The organism is Verrucomicrobiota bacterium, assembly GCA_016200005.1.
Taxonomy (GTDB): Bacteria; Verrucomicrobiota; Verrucomicrobiia; order Limisphaerales; family PALSA-1396; genus PALSA-1396.
This window is the reverse complement of sequence record JACQFP010000069.1, coordinates 72,656-88,532: the sequence shown is the minus strand read 5'-3', so window position 1 is coordinate 88,532 and position 15,877 is coordinate 72,656. Positions and strand designations below refer to the sequence as shown.

General features: G+C 55.9%; 21 protein-coding genes and 1 tRNA gene. 9 read left to right on the top strand and 13 right to left on the bottom strand.

The features are described 5' to 3' along the window. The first annotated feature begins 145 nt into the window (after positions 1-145). The 5 genes from HY298_23700 to HY298_23680 all read left to right on the top strand — a co-directional run bounded on the left by HY298_23700 (position 146) and on the right by HY298_23680 (position 3,991). Positions 146-1,039, top strand: a complete 894-nt coding sequence (locus tag HY298_23700; GenBank protein MBI3853266.1) for a LamG domain-containing protein — start codon at positions 146-148, stop codon at positions 1,037-1,039. After that, entirely contained in the window at positions 999-2,480 is a 1,482-nt protein-coding gene (locus HY298_23695) for a hypothetical protein (protein ID MBI3853265.1), read from the top strand. The genes HY298_23700 and HY298_23695 overlap by 41 nt, the downstream gene beginning before the upstream one ends. A gap of 6 nt (positions 2,481-2,486) precedes the next feature. After that, positions 2,487-3,149 carry a hypothetical protein gene (locus HY298_23690; GenBank protein MBI3853264.1) on the top strand — a complete coding sequence of 221 codons (663 nt, stop codon included), beginning with the start codon at positions 2,487-2,489 and terminating at the stop codon, positions 3,147-3,149. Positions 3,150-3,191: 42 nt separating this feature from the next. Then, positions 3,192-3,518, top strand: a complete 327-nt coding sequence (locus HY298_23685; protein MBI3853263.1) for a hypothetical protein — start codon at positions 3,192-3,194, stop codon at positions 3,516-3,518. Positions 3,519-3,586: 68 nt separating this feature from the next. Beyond that, a complete protein-coding gene (locus tag HY298_23680; GenBank protein ID MBI3853262.1) occupies positions 3,587-3,991 on the top strand; it encodes a transposase in 405 nt (134 codons plus the stop codon). A gap of 138 nt (positions 3,992-4,129) precedes the next feature. On the opposite strand, the gene HY298_23675 is transcribed toward HY298_23680, so the two are convergent. From HY298_23675 to HY298_23640, 8 genes are all read right to left on the bottom strand, one after another. After that, positions 4,130-4,795, bottom strand: a complete 666-nt coding sequence (locus HY298_23675) for an HAD family phosphatase (protein ID MBI3853261.1) — start codon at positions 4,793-4,795, stop codon at positions 4,130-4,132. After that, positions 4,776-5,195, bottom strand: coding sequence for an EVE domain-containing protein (locus tag HY298_23670; protein MBI3853260.1), 420 nt, complete (start codon positions 5,193-5,195; stop codon positions 4,776-4,778). The genes HY298_23675 and HY298_23670 overlap by 20 nt, the downstream gene beginning before the upstream one ends. Positions 5,196-5,276: 81 nt before the next feature. After that, complete coding sequence (locus HY298_23665) at positions 5,277-6,041, bottom strand: ABC transporter permease (GenBank protein ID MBI3853259.1); 765 nt, start codon at positions 6,039-6,041, stop codon at positions 5,277-5,279. Continuing rightward, a complete protein-coding gene (locus HY298_23660) occupies positions 6,038-6,853 on the bottom strand; it encodes an ABC transporter ATP-binding protein (protein ID MBI3853258.1) in 816 nt (271 codons plus the stop codon). The genes HY298_23665 and HY298_23660 overlap by 4 nt, the downstream gene beginning before the upstream one ends. After that, entirely contained in the window at positions 6,850-7,872 is a 1,023-nt protein-coding gene (locus HY298_23655; GenBank protein MBI3853257.1) for an aliphatic sulfonate ABC transporter substrate-binding protein, read from the bottom strand. Before HY298_23655 ends, HY298_23660 begins: the two co-directional genes overlap by 4 nt. Then, a complete protein-coding gene (locus HY298_23650) occupies positions 7,869-8,354 on the bottom strand; it encodes an Rrf2 family transcriptional regulator (GenBank protein MBI3853256.1) in 486 nt (161 codons plus the stop codon). The genes HY298_23655 and HY298_23650 overlap by 4 nt, the downstream gene beginning before the upstream one ends. 140 nt (positions 8,355-8,494) lie before the next feature. Further along, entirely contained in the window at positions 8,495-9,907 is a 1,413-nt protein-coding gene (locus tag HY298_23645) for a porin (GenBank protein ID MBI3853255.1), read from the bottom strand. Between the two features lie 103 nt (positions 9,908-10,010). Next, complete coding sequence (locus HY298_23640; protein MBI3853254.1) at positions 10,011-10,214, bottom strand: YezD family protein; 204 nt, start codon at positions 10,212-10,214, stop codon at positions 10,011-10,013. Positions 10,215-10,379: 165 nt separating this feature from the next. Between HY298_23640 and HY298_23635 the strand changes: the two genes are divergently transcribed. Beyond that, entirely contained in the window at positions 10,380-11,096 is a 717-nt protein-coding gene (locus HY298_23635) for a YggS family pyridoxal phosphate-dependent enzyme (protein ID MBI3853253.1), read from the top strand. 53 nt (positions 11,097-11,149) lie between these two features. Beyond that, positions 11,150-11,470: a hypothetical protein gene (locus HY298_23630; GenBank protein MBI3853252.1), complete on the top strand. Its 321-nt coding sequence runs from the start codon at positions 11,150-11,152 to the stop codon at positions 11,468-11,470. Between the two features lie 50 nt (positions 11,471-11,520). On the opposite strand, the gene HY298_23625 is transcribed toward HY298_23630, so the two are convergent. Together HY298_23625 and HY298_23620 are read right to left on the bottom strand one after the other, a co-directional pair. Beyond that, positions 11,521-11,907, bottom strand: a complete 387-nt coding sequence (locus HY298_23625; GenBank protein ID MBI3853251.1) for a hypothetical protein — start codon at positions 11,905-11,907, stop codon at positions 11,521-11,523. Positions 11,908-11,984: 77 nt separating this feature from the next. Then, the gene (locus tag HY298_23620; protein MBI3853250.1) at positions 11,985-12,350 is read right to left on the bottom strand and encodes a cupin domain-containing protein; all 366 of its coding nucleotides are present in this window, start codon (positions 12,348-12,350) and stop codon (positions 11,985-11,987) included. A gap of 82 nt (positions 12,351-12,432) precedes the next feature. Here HY298_23620 and HY298_23615 point away from each other — a divergent pair, with 82 nt between their 5' ends. After that, entirely contained in the window at positions 12,433-12,807 is a 375-nt protein-coding gene (locus tag HY298_23615) for a sulfurtransferase (GenBank protein ID MBI3853249.1), read from the top strand. 6 nt (positions 12,808-12,813) lie between these two features. Here HY298_23615 and HY298_23610 read toward each other — a convergent pair whose 3' ends face one another. Beyond that, positions 12,814-13,416, bottom strand: coding sequence for a GNAT family N-acetyltransferase (locus HY298_23610; GenBank protein ID MBI3853248.1), 603 nt, complete (start codon positions 13,414-13,416; stop codon positions 12,814-12,816). A 4-nt stretch (positions 13,417-13,420) separates the two neighbouring features. Then, complete coding sequence (locus HY298_23605) at positions 13,421-14,065, bottom strand: glycerol-3-phosphate acyltransferase (GenBank protein MBI3853247.1); 645 nt, start codon at positions 14,063-14,065, stop codon at positions 13,421-13,423. 230 nt (positions 14,066-14,295) lie between these two features. Between HY298_23605 and HY298_23600 the strand changes: the two genes are divergently transcribed. Further along, a tRNA-Ala gene (locus HY298_23600) sits at positions 14,296-14,371 on the top strand. Positions 14,372-14,414: 43 nt separating this feature from the next. Here the strand turns inward: HY298_23600 and HY298_23595 are convergent. After that, positions 14,415-15,770 (bottom strand): MFS transporter, encoded by a 1,356-nt coding sequence (locus HY298_23595; protein ID MBI3853246.1) that lies wholly within the window; start codon positions 15,768-15,770, stop codon positions 14,415-14,417. Positions 15,771-15,877: the final 107 nt, after the last annotated feature.

Genomic DNA, 15,877 nt, shown 5'->3' with positions numbered 1-15,877 from the left:
GTTTTTCGCGCGGGGGGCGCCTCCACCCCTCCGGGGTTCGGCTGCGCTCGGCTCGCTACGCTCGCCTTCGCTCCGCCTCACCCCGGAGGGGTGGAGGCGGAGAGAAGAAAGACAATTTACAGAAAGACTTTTACACCGACTGGACTTGGATTATGTCTCGATTGTTCACCCAGCACAAGACCCGTTCACCAACGGTTTAGTGGCCTATTATCCGTTCAACGGCGATGCGAATGATGAGAGTGGGAATGGCAACAATGGGACTGTCACCGGGGCGGTTTTAACCGCAGACAGGTTCGGGATGACAAACAAAGCGTTTCATTTCAATGGAGCGGGTGACAGGATAAGCGCTTCGGTTGCGTCTATACCCTTGGGAAACTCTCCAAGATCAATCGTGGCTTGGATTAAACCTGACAGTGACGGTCATCCCGTCAACGGAGTTATTGATTATGGAAACGGCGATTGCACGGGCTTGATGTTTGGAATCTCGTTCAGCAAGTATCTAGGCGGGACTCCAAACTATAACAACCTTGGTTTTTGGGGCGGTTGTCAGGACTACGCATCGAGCTTAATAACTCCGACCAATCAGTGGTCATTTGTAGCGCTCACATACGATGGCTCCAACATCCGACTTTATGCGAACGGAGGGTCAGAAACGAACGCAATCGGCCCTTTGAACACACAGAATAGTCATCTTTGGATCGGGGCTGAGACGCTAAACGATGGAGGGACGTTCCGCGACTTTTTCAAGGGATCAATTGATGATGTGCGTATTTACAACCGGGCGCTTTCACAGCAAGAAGTCCAGCAACTTTACTTTTACGAGTTAAACGAACTTCCGTATTTGACTGTCGCGGTAAAGACCATCCAATTAAATATGTTTGTCGCATTGGGCAAAACCAATCAGCTTGAAGCCTCCACTAATTTGATTACTTGGACGGACTACGGCTCACCGTTCATCGCCACCAACTCCGTCATGTATCAGGACGTGGATGTGCTGAATGGCCAGCGCTTTTTCCGAATCAGGGAAATTGGTCAATGAACACATCTTACCAAATAACGCCCGGGGACAACAATTCATCATGAAATCGAAATGCCTCTTTATTCTGGCGGTGTGCTTTTCAGCCGTGTTCGATGTCCGCTCCCAAGATCAATTCACTAACGGTTTGGTCGCTTACTATCCCTTCAACGGGAACGCGAATGACGCCAGTGGAAATGGCAACAACGCAACGCCAGCGGGCAATTACCAATATTTGGCGAACGGGCTGTCCGGCGGGGCGCTGAGAATCATCGGCGACTCCTCACAGTACTATTCAGGCGGCGGCTACGTGATGCTGCCGGCATTTGGCAGCTATATGAATTCCGGTTATTCGGTGAGCCTCTGGGTGAAAGACGAGGTTATCGGATTCGAGCCTGTTGGTGCCGAAGCCTACATTACTTTTCAGAGCGACCAATCATCCTATCCCCACTGTCAAATCTTTCTGCTGAATGGGAATCCGGCCCGTGTGAGTTTTGAAATTAACGACACGGTTAACTACGCAACATTCGACCAGACGATTAATATGTCGAATTACGCTATTGCTGGGAAACACCTGCTTCTCGTCTCCGCACCCGGTAGGTTCGCGTGCTATTTCAACGGGAGCAAAATCTATGAGACGAATATTTTCCTCAACAACATTTTCCCTGCTCCCTTCGCTGCGTTGGGACGCCATCTGTGGCAACCCGGCTCTTCCTCGGCTCGAATGTCAGCGACTTATGACAACGTGCGTATTTACAATCGGGCGTTATCAGATTCAGAGGTTAATTCACTTTACGTTTACGAGTTGAATCTGGGTCCACCGGTTCCAAGTCCAAATTCTCCTGTTGGAACATGGGAAATGGCGATAGGCGGCAATGCCAAAGGCATTGGTTTCCTTACGTTTTCGCCTGATTCAACCCTCAGTGGTTATGCCATAACAGCAAACTCTTTTGGGCTGTTCACTATTTCGGGAGCGTGGGCGTTTGACGGCGCGGGCCGAATAGTTGGTTGGTTCACAGATCAGCAAGACGGACAAAGTGAAATTGGTAGCTTTATTGCCACCGCCAAGAGTGGACGCAAATTGCAAGGCAGTGCCGTAACCGCAAATGGAAGTTTTAGAATCAAAGGCACACCAGCGGTCGCGTTGCCAAATCTCAGTGGGCACTACATCGGCTACGTTAAGGAGCAGGGGCAAACGTTCACAGAAGTTTACGATCTGACTCCGGGAAGTTATCCCGGCGTCTTCGATATATGGGGTTATGCTTCGCTCGGTTTTGACATCTACGGCGCGTTGATAATTTCGTCACGAAATCGCGTCAACGGCTATGCGATAAGTGACTATGGCGCACAGGGAACTCTGATTTCAAGTCTGTCGGGAAAGGCAAACCCCATAAAAGGAACAGGTAAATTGAAGGGTCTGGATCAGTATGGAACGCCCTTCACGATCACAATAACCCCATACTAAGTACCTATGAAAACAAAACCCCTATCAACTGGAACCAAAGGTCTGTGGCTGGCAGTGGTAATCGTTAGTTTAATGCTGGCCTTTGCCAGCCGCAGTGAGGCGGGGTTCAAGACCGTCATCGATGGGATCAGTGTGTCCTATTCAGGTGATGGCGCAAATGCCTATTATGACCCCAACGATGGCACGTTGACGGTCGCGGTCAGTCAGAGCGGCGGGAGCCTGAACATTATTGTTGGCCCCAATGCGTATCTCGCTTGGGGGACTTATACGGACATTTATATTTTGGCGGACGGTGCGACGCTGAAGTCGATCAACATCAAAGGAGCTTTGAATTGCACTCCGTTCGTGGCTGGCCAGGTGAATTACGTCACCAAGTTCACCTTACTGGGCGGTGTGGTCGGCGACACCGACTACTACGGACAGGATTTCGGCCTGGGAATGGTTTCCAGCGCCATTCCTGTTTCGATTTCGCTAAAAAAGAGCTACGCAACGGCCCAGTTGTTTGGCTATCCGAACGCTACGGCCCGGCCCGAGCCTCTTTCCGCCGCTCCACCTGCATCGGGGGAGCGCCTCACGCAGGATTCCCAGTCCACCAAAAATTATACAACTTCGACTGCCGTGATTGATAAACGGTCGTTGATCGAAAGATTGCAGGCCACACCTCGATAGAACACGGACAAATTGAGAGACCAACAACAAACATAAAATCCCATGAAAAAAATAAAACCCATACTGTCACTCGGATTGTTAAGCCTTCTAGCCGTCGGTTGCGCGTCGCAACCGCTGAAAATTCCGACCGTAACCAAAACCAACTATGAAACTCTGGGCGAAGGCCAGGGTGAAGCGACAGGTCTGATGCTGTTCGGATTTATCCCCATCGGACAGAATGAACGATTTGTGCGGGCTTACGATGCGGCGGTTGCGAGCAAGCAAGGTGACGCCCTGATTGATCCGGTAATCACCGAAAACTGGTTTTGGGCGTATGTGCTGGATGGTTACAGCACCAAAGTTACGGGAACAGTGATCAAGTACAAGTAAGCGAGCGAAGAGTCTCAGTCAGTACCAAAGCCCGTCGCAGATAAGCCGCCAACGAAGGGGTAGAGGCGGTGCGGCGGCTGGAGGCGCAGCAAGATGAGCAGAAGCGGACCCAGTTAGCCCGCAGTCAGTGGGTCTTTCCCAAGAATCCGCAGCGGCACAGCGAGCAGGAGTTGGCTCGGTTGGAACAGATGGACTGGCAACACCCGCTGACGGTGAGGGCGTGTCAGATGCGGCTGATTCTGCAAGATCTTTACCAACTGCCCGCCGTGAAACAGGCCCGGAAGGATTTTGTCAGATGGCGCGCCTGGGTCAAAACCGCTGCCGCCAAAGCCGGCCACCAACTGCTGCAGCCGATGCTCAAGATCGCCGAGATGGTGGAGCGGCATGGGGAAGGGATCTTGGGGGACTGGAAGGCAGGGCTGACTACGGCGTACTTGGAAGGATTGAACAGTCGGTTTTCGGCCACGAAATGAAAAAGTCCGGGGCTTTCGGACCTCCAAGAACCTGCTCACGCTGCTTTACTTCGTCGCCGGCAAACGCAAAGTTCCCTGCTGCTGATCCACTGAAAATGTCGGCGACGCCATTTTACCGATCAGCAAAGGAAGTTGGTATTATTTTCGTAGCAACAGCCGCTCTATCTTCGCGTAGGTCTGCACGACCAGCGTCGCCTGCCGCAGTTCCTCCGCGGGATGCGTGTTGGTGATGGCGATGACGCGCATATTGGCAGCGAGCGCGGCGATAACACCGGGTTTGGAATCCTCGATGACCCAGCAGTCTGCCGGGGCAACGCCCAGCAACCCGGCGGTGCGCAGAAAAATCTCCGGGCGCGGTTTGCCACGTTTGACTTCCGAAGCGGTCACGGTGGCGGAAAAAAAGCGCCGCAGGTCTTGAAGCGACAGGACGGCTTCAACCACTGGTCGCTCCGAACCGGAAGCCAGACCCAGCTTGCAAACGCGTGACAGTTTTTCCACGAGTTCAGCCAGGCCGGCGAAGATCGGTTCTTCGCGCCGGATGATTTCCAGCACGCGGTCGCGCTTCAGCTTCAGCAATTGTTCGAGCGACTGCGCAGGTTTGTGTCTGGCAACGAAGTCCACCCACAGCTCATGGTCCGAACGGCCCACCCAGTCTGCCCACCTGACACCGTGCGTCTGGCCGTAGCCGAGTTCGCGGACCACTTCGAGAAAGGCGCGTTCGTGACGCGGTTCGCTGTCCACGACCACTCCGTCCATGTCGAAGATGACGGCGCGGAAGTCGTTGTCAGATTTTCGTGGCTGCAAGTTCGAGCACGCGGTTGAATTGTTCCCCGGTCACCGGCTGCACCGAGAGGCGCGTGTTTTTCACCAGCGCCATTTCCTTGAGCTGCTGGTCGGCTTTGATGGCCACGAGCGACACAGGCTTGACGAGCGCTTTCACCGGCGCGAGGTCCACGCAAACCCAGTCGCCCTCCTTCGCCGTCGGATCGGGATACGCCGCTTTTACGACTTTGCCGAGACCGACGATTTCCTTCGCTTCGCCGCTATGGTAGAAGAGCACGCGGTCGCCGGCTGTCATTGCGCGAAGATTATTGCGCGCCTGGTAATTGCGGACGCCGGTCCAGGCGGTCTTGCCGTCCCTGACGAAGGTCGCCCACAAGTAGGCTTCCGGTTCGGATTTCACCAGCCAATAATTCTTACTCATTCCGGAATTCCTAATTTGAATTTTTAACCGAGGAAAGCAGGAAACGACCCCAATCCATATCAAGCGAAACGGTGCAATTGATTACTTTGCCGTGCCCCAGCGCCGATGCATGAAACGTTCAACCGGAGAGAACAGAATTTTGTCGGCAAGGAGCCCGATGACGACGATGATGAGCATGATGCCAATGACTTGATCCATGGCATTCAGCTCGCGTCCGAAGTGCAGCAAATTTCCCAACCCCATGCCCGTGAGAATCGTGATGTAAATTTCCGCCGCCATCAAGGAACGCCACGCGAATGCCCAGCCTTGTTTCATGCCGCTGACGATGAACGGCAGGGACGCCGGCAGGATGACCTTGAGCCAGGTGTGGAAGCCGCGCGAACCCATCGTCTGCGCCGCGCGCGCAAATATCGGCGGGACGTTGCGCACTCCGTTGTCCGTGGCCAGCACCACGGACCAAAGCGAACCCATGATAACGATGAAAAACATGGCCGTCTCCGTCTGTCCGAACCAGAGCAACGCCAGCGGCGCCCAACACACGCTGGGTAGCGTTTGAAATCCCAGCGCGAGCAGGCCCAGTGTGTCCTGGAAAAATTTGAAGCGCGCAATCAAGAGTCCCAGCGGTAAACCTGCGATCAAACCCACCGCGTATCCAAGAAACAAGCGTTTGAGCGTCACATAGCTGGCTTCAAGGAGTGTCCGGTCCTCGATTGATTTCACCAAGTAGCTGCCCACATCCACTGGTGACGGCACGAGCACCGCCGACCACATGCCCGAGCGGACCAGCCATTCCCATAAGGCGACGAAACAGGCGAAGACCAGAAATGCCGTCAGCCAGCGTTTCATTCAACCTCCTCTCCCGCTGATTTTTTCAAGTGGTATTTCAGCGCGCGGGTGATGGAGGTTGAGAACTTCGCCAGCTCCACGCTGTTGATGTCGCGCGGGCGCGGCAAGTCGATGGAAAATTCCTCCTTGATCTGGCCCGGATGCGGGGAAAAAAGAACGACCCGATCGCCCAGGCAGGCAGCTTCGCGCACGTTGTGGGTGACGAACAGGATGGTCTTGCGCCGTTGCTCCCAGATTTGCTGGATGTCACCGTAAAGCTGCTCGCGAGTCAACGCGTCGAGCGCGGCGAACGGTTCGTCCATGAGCAGGACGCGCGGGTTGGGCGCGAGGGCGCGGGCCAGGGCGACGCGCTGTTTCATTCCGCCGGACAACTCATGGATGTTGGCGTGCATGAATTTTTCCAGCCCGACCAACTGAAGATAAAACATCGCCACCTCACGCCGCTCCTTGTTGCTCAGCTTCGGCTTCAATTTCAGACTGAACATCAAATTGCCCATCACGTCGAGCCAGGGGAACAGCGCCGATTCCTGAAACATCATCATGCGTTCGCGGCCCGGCCCGATCACCAGTTTACCATCGGCCAGCACGTGTCCGCTGTCGGGTTGTTCGAGGCCGGCGATGATGTTGAGCAACGTGGATTTGCCGCAGCCGGATGCCCCGACCAGACAAACGAACTCGCCCTCCTTCACGTTCACCGACACATTGTCGAGCGCGTGGACGTCGGCGCGGCGGGTGCGAAACCATTTCGACACGCCGTCCACCACCAGTTTTTCCGGCGGCACGTTTTGGAGTTCGTCCTGAATTGCGTTCATTTAACTTCGGCCAATCCCTTTTCGCGGAGCACGTCGTTGAGCAACCTCAAATCGTAGATGCGTGTCAGGTCGGGCTTGTCCTTGATGAAGCCGATGCGATGCGCGTCCTCGGCGGATTTAAGCAAGGAGGCGCGCATGGGATCATGTGTCAGTTCCAGTCGTTGCCAGGCGCTGTCCAGGGTCGTTAGTGGCAACGCCTTGGTGGTTTCGGTTTTGATTTCCTGATTGAAAATCTTCTTGGCTTCGTCGGGATGCTTGTTGATCCACTCCGTCAACTCGACATGGGCGGCAATCCATTTCTTGAGCAACTCCCGCCGCTCCAGGAGAAAATTCGCGCTGCTGACCAGATGGGTGGTCACGTATTTGCCGTCCGGCCACAAACTTTTTTCCTCGAGATAAATTTTGCCTTTGGCCTCCAACTCCAGGCGGCTGACCCACGGCTCAACCGTCCAGACGGCGTCAAGGTCGCCTTTCTTGAACAAGGACAGTTGATCGGGATTGGCGGTGGGAACCACGAGCGCATCACCGCCGGTCAGCTTGATCCTGAGACCTTTGGATTGCAACCACGCTCGCGCGGCGACATCCTGGGTGTTGCCGAGTTGCGGCGTGGCGATCTTTTTGCCTTTGAAGTCCGCGTCCGTCTTGATCGGACCATCCAAATGAATGACCAAAGCGGCGCCCCCGCCGCACGCGCCAGCCACGATCCGGATTTCGTCTCCACGCGATTTCAGGTGTGCGTTGATTGCGGGGTTCGGCCCGACATAAGTAATATCAATTGACCTTGCAAAAATTGCCTCCATTGCCGTCGGCCCGGCGTTATACACAAACCATTGCACCTCCACCTCTGGACCTAGCCGTTCTTCAAACCAGCCTTTGCCTTGCCGCGTCAATCCGTGGCCGATGACTCCTTGAGCGTGGGTGATGTTCGGAAAATGCCCAACACGCAAGATGATCTTTTCCGCCGACGCCGAGGGCGTGACGGCAAATAGCGCGGCCCCTAAAATGAATGTTTTTATCATGTGGCGGACTTTCCCTTGCTTGCAAACGGCAACGGCGCCTTGTCGCGCCGCAGTTTCCGGAGCGTCACCTCGACGGTTTGGGCCAAGGTGTAACCATCGAGGATATTGGCGATGGCGTTGCGCACGTCGAGCATCAACATCCGCAATCCACAATGCGCCTCGTCGGGGCAGGAACAGCGTTCGTAGAAGTTCTGGCTGACGCAGGCAATCGGCGCCAGCGGCCCTTCGATCTCGCGCACCACACTTCCAATTTTGATCGTGTCCATCGGTTGTTTGATAAAGTAACCGCCGTTTTTGCCGCGCTTGCTGTCGAGATAGCCGGCCGCCTTCAACTCCACCAGAATCTGCTCCAGGAATTTTACCGGAATGTTTTCCTTTCTGGCCAATTCCCCGATCTGCAGCAGCGGACGCCCGACTTCGCGTGCGATGCCCAGGTCGATGAGTGCTCGGAGGGCATACTCACCTCGTTTCGTTAAGCGCATACCCGCTAAGTCTAGCCAGTGAATCGACAAATGCAATGGGTTTGAAGGGCCATTTGAATGCCGGTCCGCGCTGCGATTCTGCCGATCTGAGTCCACGGTTCAATTCCGGCATCAAAGTGTGTTGTTTCAGAGCGAAGTGGTTAATAGCGAAATTGAACGCGCGTGATGAGGGCGTGTTCATCGCGCAACGCCGCCCCGCTCAAGGCCGTCCAGTTGTAGTCTGCCGAGATGCGCACCTGCTGGTTCAGATACCAGTTGATGCCGCCGCCATAACTTCGAGCACGCGAGGCGGATGTCGCCGGGTTGGCAAACGTGGGGAACGCATCGTCGTCGATGTCCAGTTCCGTGACCCGCGCCACCAACTGCCACGCGCCCCAGCCTCTTTTCTCGCCGAAGCTGACCGACTTCGCGGGTTTGACGCCGCGAAAGGTGGCATCCTCGCCAGTCAGCACGTAGGAGGCGGTCACTTCCCAAGCTTGGTTCTGGATCGTTCCTAAAGTGGTACCACTCCGAACCTTCTGCGACGAAATCGCATATTCGCCCAACAATCCGAAGGGGCCATAGAAGTAGTAGGCCTGTGGCACAATACGCCAGGTCGTGCCGTCGTTCGCCACGCCGGTGCGCCAGCGATAAAACGCTTGTTGCCCCACCGTGTTGAAATTCGACGGCGTGCCTTCGTCGTTGCCGTAGGTGCCGGCGATGCCAAACCCCAGCCCTTTCAACGCCGCGTTATCACTTTTAGCAAATGGAGTGGCGAACAGCCATGCTGCCACACTCTTGTCATCTTCGCTATCGACGACGGTGCTACCGCCGTCCCGCGTCCCGTTGAAAGCCCCCACGTAATAGTCGAGCGCCCCGTTCAGCACTTGTCCGTGCAGCGCGATTCCAATATCACGGTTGGGGACGAGGCTCGTGGGGTAGCCGAACTCGGTCAGCAGATTGTTTTCGCGCGATTGAAAGCGCTCCAATCCGACCGGCAGTTTCACTTTGCCAGCCAGCACTTGGAAATACGGACTGATCTTCCAGTCCAGCCAGGCATCCAACAGCGTGGGCGTTGTGCCTGCAAAATCCGGCATGATGCGGAAGTCCAATTTATCGAACAGCGTGCCGGTGAGTTCAATGCGCGCCCGGCGGATCAGGAATGTGTCGTTGTTCCTGACCCCGCCATTATCGAAATAAAACCGGCTGTCTGCCTGAACGAGCGACCGGAGTCGAAGGTTGAAGGCCCCATCGCCGCTTTGGAGCGAGAACCCCTTCTCACCCACACTGAGGATCGGAGTGGTCTTCGCCTTCGCGGCGGCCTGCTCCTGCTCGATTTCCTGCTTGCGTTCCAACACGCGGATCTTCTGGTCGAGTTCTTCAACTTTCGTGTCCTCTTTGGCCGATGTCTGCTGGGTCTTCACTGTTTGCTTCAGACTTTGAAGCTCCTGTTCCAGGGCCCGGATGCGTGACAGGATGACCTCATCGCCGTGAGTAGTTTGCTCCGCCGCACCGGTGTTGAGCGCGACGGCAGCCGCCAGGGCTGCCAGCAGCGCGCTTGTCTTGGTTCTCATAATGTCCTTCCTGTTTGATTTCTCTTATGGGAACTTCCGGTCGTCCGGTCAGCCCGCCACACATGTTGGTTTCAACGTCCGGCGTGCGCCGGTCGGCATCTCTTCAATCCGAAGCGCCGCCTCTGCCCTGCCGCTCCAGGCGTATCCGCTCGCGCCGCTCAAGCTGCACGACCTGGCCCTCGTGGATCAGAATCTCCACCGAGCCAAAGCGAATACCCTGCAATGCGTCGAAGATCCACTGCGCCGCATCTTCCGCCCGGCTGCGCGAAGGATCTTTTTGCTTATTGTCTATCGTTTGACTAGACATTACTGGCTTACCCTACTCATTGACTAGACAATGGCAAGAACTTTTTTAACTTTTTTTGGCGGCCGTGAGCCGGGTTGAAGAGATGCCCGGGAGAAATCACAAAAATGACCCGCTGCCTCCGTTACGGCTTGAAATAGGCGTTCCGGCTGTGGCTCCATCTACCGCATGGACTTGGCAGACAGCTTCACTGGCGTTCACGAACGAATCAAAGAGACTTGCGTTCGTGTCGGGCGCGACCCCGCGTCCGTCACCTTGCTCGCGGTAACCAAGGGCCAGCCCTTGGCGGTGATTCGAGCGGCGGCGGAGACGGGACAAAATCTATTCGGGGAGAACCGCGTTCAAGAGGCAAAGGCGAAAATCGGCGAGTGCCCAGGCCGATTGCGCTGGCACATGATCGGCCACTTGCAGTCGAACAAGTGCCGCGATGCCGTGGAACTTTTCGATATGATCCAAAGCGTGGACCGCCTGGCGCTGGCGCAGGAAATTGACAAGTGGGCTGACAAAGCGGCCAAGACGATGCCGATCTTGCTGGAGGTGAATATCGCCGGTGAAGCGAGCAAGTTTGGTTATTCGCCCGAACGGTTGCTTGCCGAACTGAACCAGAACAACGCGTTGAAAAACATTGAAGTCCATGGCTTGATGACGATTGCTCCGTGGACGCCGGAGCCGGAAAAGGTGCGCCCGGTATTTCGCCAATTGCGCGAATTAAAGGAACAATGCGAACAAATCCTCGGCGCTCCATTGCCGCATCTCAGCATGGGCATGAGCGGCGATTTCGAGGTCGCCATTGAGGAAGGCGCCACGCTGATCCGTTTGGGGACGGTTTTATTTGGACCGCGTTCGCAGGCGGCCAAAGCAGAGCGAAATAGCCAGGAAGCATAAAGAACGTCCATTTTTCGTTTTCACTTTTCACCCCCGGCTCGTAAGCTGGCGGCGTGACTGTTGATACCTTCAAACAGGAAATTGCTGAGGCGCTTAGAACTTACGAGAAGTACATCGTCTGCCTCAACAAAACGCCGGAGGATTGCGAGACCACGCTGGCGTCGCTGATGAACAAAGCGATCAAGGCCTACGAAAGTCGTGGCCCGAATCTGCGTCACGGCATCGCCCTCGACAAACAGTGCACGATCATTTTGAGTCAAACTGACGACGAACGTCCGCTCTGCGGAATTTACTTTAATCTCTCCTCGCCGTACCAGAAGAAATCACCTGCGAAGTTGGCAGAAACCGGTGGCCGCCATCCCGAGAACAAATAAGCTGCGGCGAGGGGGAGCTGGTTCTTGATTCTCAGTCGACGAAGGCAGTTTTACTTGTCCCTGGCTTCGTCGCCCACCTGGGCCTCGCCGGTGACGATGTCCGCCACGGTGTTATCGTCCCGTTGCGGGCCGGTGACCTTGACTTCACCTACTTTCAATCCCTGGCGGTAAACATTCAGCCGCTGATGCTCGCCCGGCAGATGCCCGATGGGAAAATTGAGCACAACGAAACGCCCCTCCGAACTGAAGCGAACCACTTTGCCCACCAACGCCAGTTCCGGTGTCACAATCGGCTTGGGGACCGTGTTCGTCATCACCGGGGTCGCAACCACCGGGCGTGGCACCGCACTGCCGGACGCTGGCCAAACGGTCTGTTTGTTTCTGGCGCAGCCCGAGAAAACGATTACGCCGAGCACCAAAGCCGCTAAGAGTCGCATGGACGCAGTTAAAGGTTATCGCTTCAAAACGTCAACTCGCAAACGGTCATCGCATTGTCTCCGCCACGCCGCCTTCCTCACTTCTCCGTAATGATCGTGTCGGTGTGCTCGTAAGCCGGCGCGCAACAACACAACAATTTCAAAGTCTCCCCACCGATGTTCCAGAGTTTGTGCTTTTGGCCCGGCGGAATGGCAATCGCGTCCCCGGCTTCGACATCACGAGTTTCACCTTCAATCCGAATGCGACCCACGCCGGCGATGATGTAGTAAATCTCCTCGGTCCTCGGATGATAATGTTCCTGAGTGCTGCCGCCCGCGGGCAAGCGCGCCTCGGCGAGACTTTGGTTGCGGATGGCAGAGTTGCGATGCGCCAGAAGCTCACGAATCTCGGAGCCGTCCTTGGTGATGAAAGCAGGGACGGCGTTCAGGTTTTTCACGTCCATGAATTTATTGAACCTGCCAGGAGGGCCTCGGGCAACCGGAAATTTATTTGACCCATTCGCCCGGCACGTTAACTTCTGCTGCATGGATCATTCACCCGGCTTTCTCAAACTCGTCAACGAGGCGAAAAAGAATGTCGAGGAAGTCAGCGTCGCCGAGGCGCGCGCCCGGCTGGCAAGCGACCCGAAAGTTGTGCTCATGGACGTGCGGGAGGATCACGAATGGCAGAAGGGGCACGCGGTTGAGGCGGTGCATCTTGGCAAAGGCATCCTCGAACGCGATCTGGAGAAGCTCTATCCGGATCCCAACACGGAGATCATCATGTATTGCGGTGGAGGGTTTCGTTCGGCGATGACGGCGGACGCCGCCCAAAAAATGGGTTATCGGAAAGTGTATTCCCTGGCCGGCGGCTACAAGGCGCTGGTCAACGCCCGATGGCCGATGAAAACCGGCGATTGACGCAATCTATCCAAGGCTGTCGCTGGCGGCTGGAGCAGTCGCTGTTTGTTCAGCCGGCTGCGTGGAGCGCAAAAACTCCTCCATTTGGGCCTCGAAACTTTCCTTCGTCAGATACATCGGCTGAAACAACGCGTCGCCGGTGCCGACCAGCGGGCCAAATGGCACGAAACCCAGATGGCGATAAAGCTTTTGCTGGCGCGTGGTGCCAGAAATAATCGCCGTGTCAGAACCGTGCTGAATGCAATACTGGACCACCAGCGCCAGCAAACCTTGAAAGACCTGGCCAGTGCGAAATTCCTTTTCCACCGCCAGCAGACGGACCTCGCACAATTTTCTTCCGGGCGGCAGATAGGAATCGAGATTGGCCAGTTTTTGGTCCAGTGAGAAGGGACGGTTGCCGCGCACGGCCAGCATCCCGACCAGATGTTCGCCCGAAAGACAGATGACATAAGTGTTTTCCGCATGGAATTTATCCACGAGCCGCCGGGCCGGATCGGGATGATGCTGCGGGATCTCCTCGACGAACGTTTTGTAATTGAGCCGATGGATCAATTCAAACTCGCGTTCTTCCGTGGCCATCTTGAATCGGAGGGTTGACTGCGTCTTCATAATCTCACTTGGGCAATTGCGTTAGATCAGCTTGAACACATCGGCGTTCGGACTGGTTGGTCATTTCTGGAAATAGATTCCTGCGGTGGGCGATCAATATCATGGTCACCACCACGGACACGCCAGCCAGCGGCAAGGCCGCCAGACCAAGAAGAAAAGACGCCGTTGGCAACAATGCGAACGCCGACAGACCACTCCAAACCGTCTTCCTCAGCAGTACGAATGTCACAAGAAACAGTCCCAGGAAAATCAGCGCCAGCCGAAAATCAAGAAACAAAATGGCGCCGAGTGACGTGGCCACGCCTTTGCCGCCGCGAAACCCAAGGGGCAGCGGCCAAATATGACCCGCCACCACGGCCACCATGGCGATCACGGCGAGTTGATCCTTTTCGGCGGCGCGCAGCGTTGCCCACACCGCCAACGCGCCCTTTGCAAAATCAAGGGACGCCGTGGCGATGAATCCGAGGCGACCCAGAAAGCGCCCGACGTTTTTAGCGCCCACACTGCCACTGCCCCATTGCCGGATGTCCGTGCCCGTGCGCCAACGAACCAGATAATAGCCTGTGGTAAAACAACCGAGCGCATAACTGCACAGGAAAACCAGCATGCCCCGGTTGAGCGTCGCAGTTTGTCCGATAATATCTGCCATGAACGGCATAGAGTTATTGCGCCGAGCCTTCGCTGCGCTTGCTTGAGGGTTTACCAAAATTACGGTACTCTTCAACTAATACTATCTCGGCGGACAGTAAAGACCGGTTTTCAGAAATCTCGCACTGTTCTTGATTTGGAATCAGGTTGCCGCTTGCGGACGACCCGACACTCAAACAATGGTTCTTGCTTTTCGCATCAGGGTTTGAAATTTTGTCGGTGTCATGGTGCGGGGTCGTAGCTCAGTTGGTAGAGCGTCTCGTTCGCAATGAGAAGGTCAGGGGTTCGACTCCCCTCGGCTCCACCATCTCGCCAATTGTGGTGAAACATTGTTCGTAACACGCAAGGCATCATTCCCGCACTGCTTTCCGTCCTAGCTTCAAACAGAAGATGATGGCCGCCGACACCACCATCGCGCTGCTGAGAAAATAGATCCCGCCGACAAATGAGCCGGTCACAGTCTCCACCTTTCCGATCACGTATGGGCCAAGGAAGCCGCCGAGGTTTCCGATGGAGTTGATGAGGCCGATGCTGCCCGCCGCCGCGGCTTCGGTCAGGAACAGGCTTGGTAACGACCAGAACGCGGGCAGATAGGCCTTGAACCCCGCCACCGCCACCATGAAACAAGCGACGGTCAGGAACAAATATCCGTGGGTGAGCGGTGTCAGTGCCAGCGCCACGGCTCCCAACGTGATGGGCACCACGACGTGAAGACACCGCTCCCTGGCGCGGTCTGAATTCCAACCCACAAAGAGTTGACTGAACAGGGCGAGCAACGGCGGCAGCGTGACCAGCCAGGTGAGGGCGTCAAATTTCAGCGAATACCATTTCTCCAGGATGCTCGGCATGAAAAACTCCACGCCGTAGCTGCCGGTCACGATGCAAAAATACGCGGCAGCCAGGAGCAACACCTTGGGATGACGCAAGGCCTCGAGCAACGTCAAGCGACAACCGGCGTGATGAATTGCTTTCTCGCGTTGGAGTTCGGCTTCAAGTGCATCGCGTTCCTCAGGCGACAGCCATTTGGCCTGACGTGGCCGGTCCGTCAGCGCAAAGAACACAAAGACGCCGAGGAGCACCGCCGGGATGCCCCAGCAGATGTAAATCCATTGCCAGCCTTCGAGCCCCCACAGCTCCGGGTGGTGAACGGGCACGCCGTTGATCATTTCATCCGTGCCGATTTTCAAGAGGACGTTGGAGATTTTTGGGCTGATGATTTGTGCGATGGGCGTGGCCACGAAAAAGTAAGCCAGCGCACGTGCACGGTCGCGGCTGGGAAACCAGTGCGTAAGGTAAACAATCACGCCGGGAAAGAATCCCGCCTCAGCCAGGCCCAGGAAAAAACGCACGAGATAGAACTGAAATGGCGTTTTCACCACAGCGGTGAGCGCTGCCGTGATGCCCCAGGTGATCATGATCCGGCAGATCCATTTGCGCGCGCTCCAGTTCTCAACAATCAACGTGCCGGGAATTTCGAGCAGAAAATAGCCGGCGAAAAACACACCCGCGCCAAAGCCGATGACCGCGTTGTCGAAGCCGGGTAGGTCCCGGGTCATCGTCAGCTTGGCGATGGCCACGTTGGACCGGTCCACGTACGCGACGACGTAACAGATGAACAGCAATGGGAGCAGCCGCCAATAGGCTTTCTGGCGCGCGCGATCCAACGCCGCCTTTGCCGATTCTGTCGTTGCCGTGTCGTTCACAATGGGTTTCCGCTAATCCGGTGAAGGACCCTGAAACCAACCAGCGCCGTTACCATGCAAGGTTGTTGCCGGAATTGGATTTTGGGTCGCGTGGAGGATAGGCTTTCAAG